The organism is Nonomuraea sp. NPDC004186 (assembly GCF_053603495.1).
Genome location: NZ_JBSGFQ010000250.1, coordinates 1 through 4,913 on the forward strand (window position 1 = coordinate 1; position 4,913 = coordinate 4,913).

Genomic DNA, 4,913 nt, shown 5'->3' on the forward strand with positions numbered 1-4,913 from the left:
CGACAGCCGGGCCAGCGCGCTGACCACAGCACGCAATTCAACCCTCAGCTGGACCGCTCAGCCGACCACACCTTGATCGCGAAAGATCGAGGCTAAGACGACGGGCCGAGCACGAGTGTGGGAGGGACGTAATGTTCCCCCGGAGTGCGGTCGTCGGCGAGAACGTTCGCGGCGGCGAGTTGTCCCATGGACCTGAGCTCGAGGTCAATTGTCGTCAGCCGCCGGACCCCTTGGTCGACGATGATTCCCTCCCAGTTGTCGACCCCGACAACTGCCAGATCCTGAGGTACGCGTAGACCCTTGGCCTCACAGACATCGAGTACGCCACGGGCGATGTGGTCATTGCCGCAGAACACCGCGTCGACCTTCGCGCCGGACTCGAGCAATTCCTGCATGGCCTTGACTCCCGACCCCTCGGTCCAGGAGCCATAACGCGTCGGAGCGGCAGGGCGGAGCCCGGCCTCATTCAGCGCGCTGAGCATGCCGCGCTCCCGCAGGCTTACGGCGATACTCGACGGATTGCCGGTGAGGTGGGCGATATGTGTGCGCCCGCGTTCGATCAAATGGCGGGTGGCGAGAGCTCCCGCGCCCTCGTTGTCCGGCAGGAAGACGACGTCTTCGGGGTGGTCGGAGGCCGCGAAGGCGTATGTCACCGGCACGGTGAAATGGTGCGTGATCGACGGTGATCGGCGCTCGTGCCCGTCCCCGATGACGATGAGTCCGTCAATTTGGCGAGCCTGGAACTGGCGGATGCTTTCGGTTATCTCGCGATGGACGAGAACGTCTTCGTCGAAGACGAGGGCGGCTTGTTGGAGCCTGCCGAGTTGCAGGACCGCGCCTATGACCACGGGCCCGGAAAACGTACTGTCCGCGCGGTGGGTGAGCACGCCGACCGTGCGGCTGCGGCCCAGCGCGAAGGAACGCGCGAGCGCATTTGGCCTGAAGTCGAGGCGTTCGGCGACGGCGAGCACCCGCGCGCGCGTCGCCTCGGAAATCCGGTCCGTTCCGTTGAGCACTTTCGAGGCAGTCGAGAGCGACACTCCTGCAATCGCAGCCACATCACTCAGCCGAACACTGCCCTTGCGGTTGGACGGCACCGGCCGATTGTACCGAAGGCGCGTCAATGACCCGCTCCGGTTGGAGGCGCGGGGGAGGCCGGGCGGCGTCCCGCGGGCGTGCGCATCCTCCGGAAAGTGAGCCTTGACAGTGACCTGGGCCGCCGCTCACACTTCGCCCATTGCGAAATCGGTTTCGCAACCATGGTCGTGTCGCCGTCCAGCGAGGAGAGTGAGCATGTCGATTGGCCCCACCCCCGCCCGCCGATTGACAGGGAGTCCATTACGCCGAGCGATCGTCTCCGGGCTGGTCGCGCTCGGCGTCGCCGTCGCGACACTCGTCGCACCGGCCACACCGGCCCAGGCCGCACCGGGCGACGTCGTACTCGGAGACTTCGAGAACGGCGTCACCCCCTGGTTCACGGCGACCAGCGGCAGCACGACCGTGTCGCTGGCCGTGACCTCGGACGCGCCGGCGAGCGGCAGCGGCGCCGCCCGTCTCCAGGTGAACGCGCCCAGCGGGACCGCGGAGCTGGCGCGCGGCATCCCCTCGATCGACGCTCGCTCGCTGACCTTCGCCCTGCGCAGCACCCAGCTGAAGGGCATCGTCGTCCGGATGATCGACAGCACCGGGCAGGCGCACCAGCAGACTCGCCCCCTCACTCCCGGATCGCAGTGGCAGGCCGTCACCGTGAGTGATTTCGCCCCGGCCGGCGCGGCGGAGTACATCCACTGGGGCGGTGCGAACGACGGCGTCTGGCACGGGCCGCTCAAGCACCTGTCGCTCCTGGTAGACGCGTTCCGCGTCGTCAACGGCCCGACGGCGACGATCGACGTGGACGACGTGACCGTGCGGGGCCCCGCGCCCGACCTCGCGATCGTTCCGACGACGACCGGTAACGCGTTCGCCACCGGGCAGGAGGTGTCGTTCGGCGTCCACACCGCGGCGAAGTCCCTGGAGTGGACCGTACGCGACATCGACAACGCCGTGGTGACCTCCGGTGCGAAGGAGACCTCGCAGCTGGGGGGCACGCTGTCGCTCGGCGAACTGCCCACCGGCTGGTACGCGGTCGACCTGGTGGCCGTGCAACCTGACGGTCGGCGCGTCGCGGGCGGCACCGACGTGTCGGTGCTCCCCGCGTCCGACGCGCGCGAGGAGCGCATCGGAGTCGCGACGCATTACGGCCAGGCCTGGTCCACCGACACCATCCCGCTCATCGCCGACGCGGGAGCCGGTTTCGCCCGGGACGAGGCTTATTGGGCCCAGGCGGAGAAGGTCAAGGGCACGATCGACTTCCCCGCGAAGGTGGACGCGTACACCGCCGCGCTGTCGAGCAACAACCTCCAGTTCTTCGACATCCTCGCGTACGGCAACAGCCTCTACCACGAGGGCGAGGCGCCGGCCACGCAGGCCGGACGTGACGCGTTCGCGAACTACGCCGACGTCTCGGTCGCCACGTTCGGGACGGACGACACCTTCTACGAGGTGTGGAACGAGTGGAACCTGCGCGACCGGACCGGGCCCGCCGGCGCGACCGCGGCGAACTACGCGGCGCTGCTGGCGACGACCGCCGATCGGGTCCGCGCGGCTCATCCCGGCGCGAAGCTGGCCGGCCCGGCGCTGGCCCCGATGGACGAATGGTCCAAGTGGGTGGACGACTTCATCGCCGCCGGCGGCCTCGACGACCTCGACGCCTTCACCACGCACCCTTACGACTTCGCCGCCGAGCCGGAGTCGTTCATGGATCACGTGGGGGTGATCCGGGCGAAACTCGACGCTGCCGGGCACCGCGACATGCCGATCTGGCTCAGCGAGCACGGATGGCACACCTCCGACACGCCGCTCGGCGCCGACGAGAAGTCGCAGGCCCGCAATCTGTCCCGTGCGGAACTGCTGGCCCTCGGCAAGGGGATCGGCAAGTACACCGTCTACGACTTCAAGGACGACGGCACCGACCCGAAGAATCCCGAGCACCGCTTCGGCATCATCCGCAACGAGAACGACCCCCGAGGCGCGTACACCCCGAAACCGGCCTTCGTCGCGCAGGGCATCCTGACCCGCCAGACCGACGACCGCGCGGTCCGGCAGGTGCCGGCGCTCGGCAGCGGGCGCTACGGCGTGGAGTTCGGCGCCCGCCCCGGCGAGCCCGCCGCCACGCGCATGCAGGCCCTGTGGGCGCTGAAGCCGGAGACCTGGAGCATCAAGGCGGCGGGCGAGGTCAAGGTGACCGACCTCTACGGCGCCGAGGCGACGCTGCGGCCGGACGCCGACGGCCGGGTCCACGTCGCCGTCGGCAAGGACCCGGTGTATCTCACCGGAGAGGTGGGAGAGGTGTCCGTGCAGTCGCCGTACGCGCTTACGGTCGACCAGGCCATCGAGGGTCTCGCGCCCGCGGCGAAGTGGACGGTCACCGCGGGGGACCGGGCGCTGGACGTGTCCCTGCGAACCGACGCCGGCACGACGTCGGCGCAGGTGGCGAAGGGTGAGACCCGGTCGGTCGCCGTCACGCTGCCGCCGGCGGGCGTGGGGACGCGTACCTGGACCGCCGAGGTCCGCGAGGGCGATCGCACGGTCGGGCTTCTCGCGGCGACCGCCGACGTGGTGGCCCGGCTCGGGCTCACCGGTACGCACGCGCTCAACGCCACCGGGGCCGGCCTGCTGCGCCTCACCCTCGTGAACCGCGGCGCCGAACCTGTCAAGATCGACGGGATCGACTGGACCATGGGCTCGTCGAGCGGCCGGGCGCTGCCCGGCGCCACTGTCGCCGGCGACGACAGCGTCTCCGTAGACGTGCCGCTGTCCGAGCTCGGTGCCTGGACCGCCACCGCCAGCGGTGACGCGACCGCCACCGCGCGCGGGACCCTCGTCGGCGCGGATCCGGTCGATGTGGCGTTCCGCCCGGTGCAGGTGGACGGCAAGGTCGACGATGCCGTAGCGGTCCTTCCCGCGCAGACGCTCGGTGCGGCCGAGCAGGTGATCAGCGGCTGGGCGGGCGATGAGGACCACAGCGGCCGTCTCTGGCTCACCCACGACACCGAACGCCTGTACCTGACCGCCGTGATCACCGACAACGCGCACGCCCAGCCCGCTCGGGCCATGAACATCTGGCAGGGCGACAGCGTCCAGCTCGGTACGACGCCGGGATGGCCCGGCGAAGGCGCCGTACCGGTCAGTGAGATCGGCACGGCGCTCACCGGCGCCGGCCCGGTGGATCTCGCGCGCTGGTTGCCCGCGAACGCCACGACCGAGGGGCTCGCGTCGGCGGTGACGCGTGACGAAGCCGCGAAGACGACCACGTACGAGTTGTCGCTCCCGTTCGGCGCGATCGGGGTGAAACCCGGCAACGGGATCCTTTCTGCGACCGTCGCCGTCAACGAGAACGACGGCGCCGGCCGACGCGGATGGAGCACGTGGGGCAAGGGCGTGGCGGAGTCGAAGGACCCCGCGAAGTTCCGGCCGTTGCGCCTGCTGGCGGCCCCCGCGGGCAACGTCAGGGTGAAGGCCACGGCGCTGTCGTCCTGCTTGTCGTCCCCGCCGCGCCTCACCGTCGTGGCGATGAACCAGGAGAAGGTGCCGGTCGACCTCCGCCTCGTGACGCCGCTCGGCGAGAAGACGTACCCGCGGGTCGCGCCGGGCCGTGCGGTCCTGCACACGTTCTCCGGCACGGGCAAGGAACTCGCCGGCGGAACCGTGGTGGTTTCCGCGTCGTACCTGGACGCCGGCGGGAACTTCGCCTATCAGGACCGTGAGCTCGACTACCGGCGAGTCACGTGCCGCGTCTGAACGCCTAGCCCGGCTACCCGCCTTATCCCGACTCGCGAATACTGATGACGCTTGACCGGGAAATTCTGGCGGGG

The 4,913-nt window shown here is 69.9% G+C and carries 2 protein-coding genes; one reads left to right on the forward strand and one right to left on the reverse strand.

The annotated features are described in order from the left end of the window. Positions 1 to 92: 92 nt before the first annotated feature. Positions 93 to 1,097, reverse strand: a complete 1,005-nt coding sequence (locus ACWEPL_RS64910; RefSeq protein WP_363962628.1) for a LacI family DNA-binding transcriptional regulator — start codon at positions 1,095 to 1,097, stop codon at positions 93 to 95. Positions 1,098 to 1,293: 196 nt separating this feature from the next. Between ACWEPL_RS64910 and ACWEPL_RS64915 the strand changes: the two genes are divergently transcribed. Next, positions 1,294 to 4,839: a hypothetical protein gene (locus ACWEPL_RS64915; protein WP_452442987.1), complete on the forward strand. Its 3,546-nt coding sequence runs from the start codon at positions 1,294 to 1,296 to the stop codon at positions 4,837 to 4,839. Positions 4,840 to 4,913: the final 74 nt, after the last annotated feature.

Bases quoted from the DNA above. Each gene is read 5' to 3' on its own strand.
- ACWEPL_RS64915 (WP_452442987.1), top strand. From the start codon at position 1,294: ATGTCGATTGGCCCCACCCCCGCCCGCCGATTGACAGGGAGTCCATTA.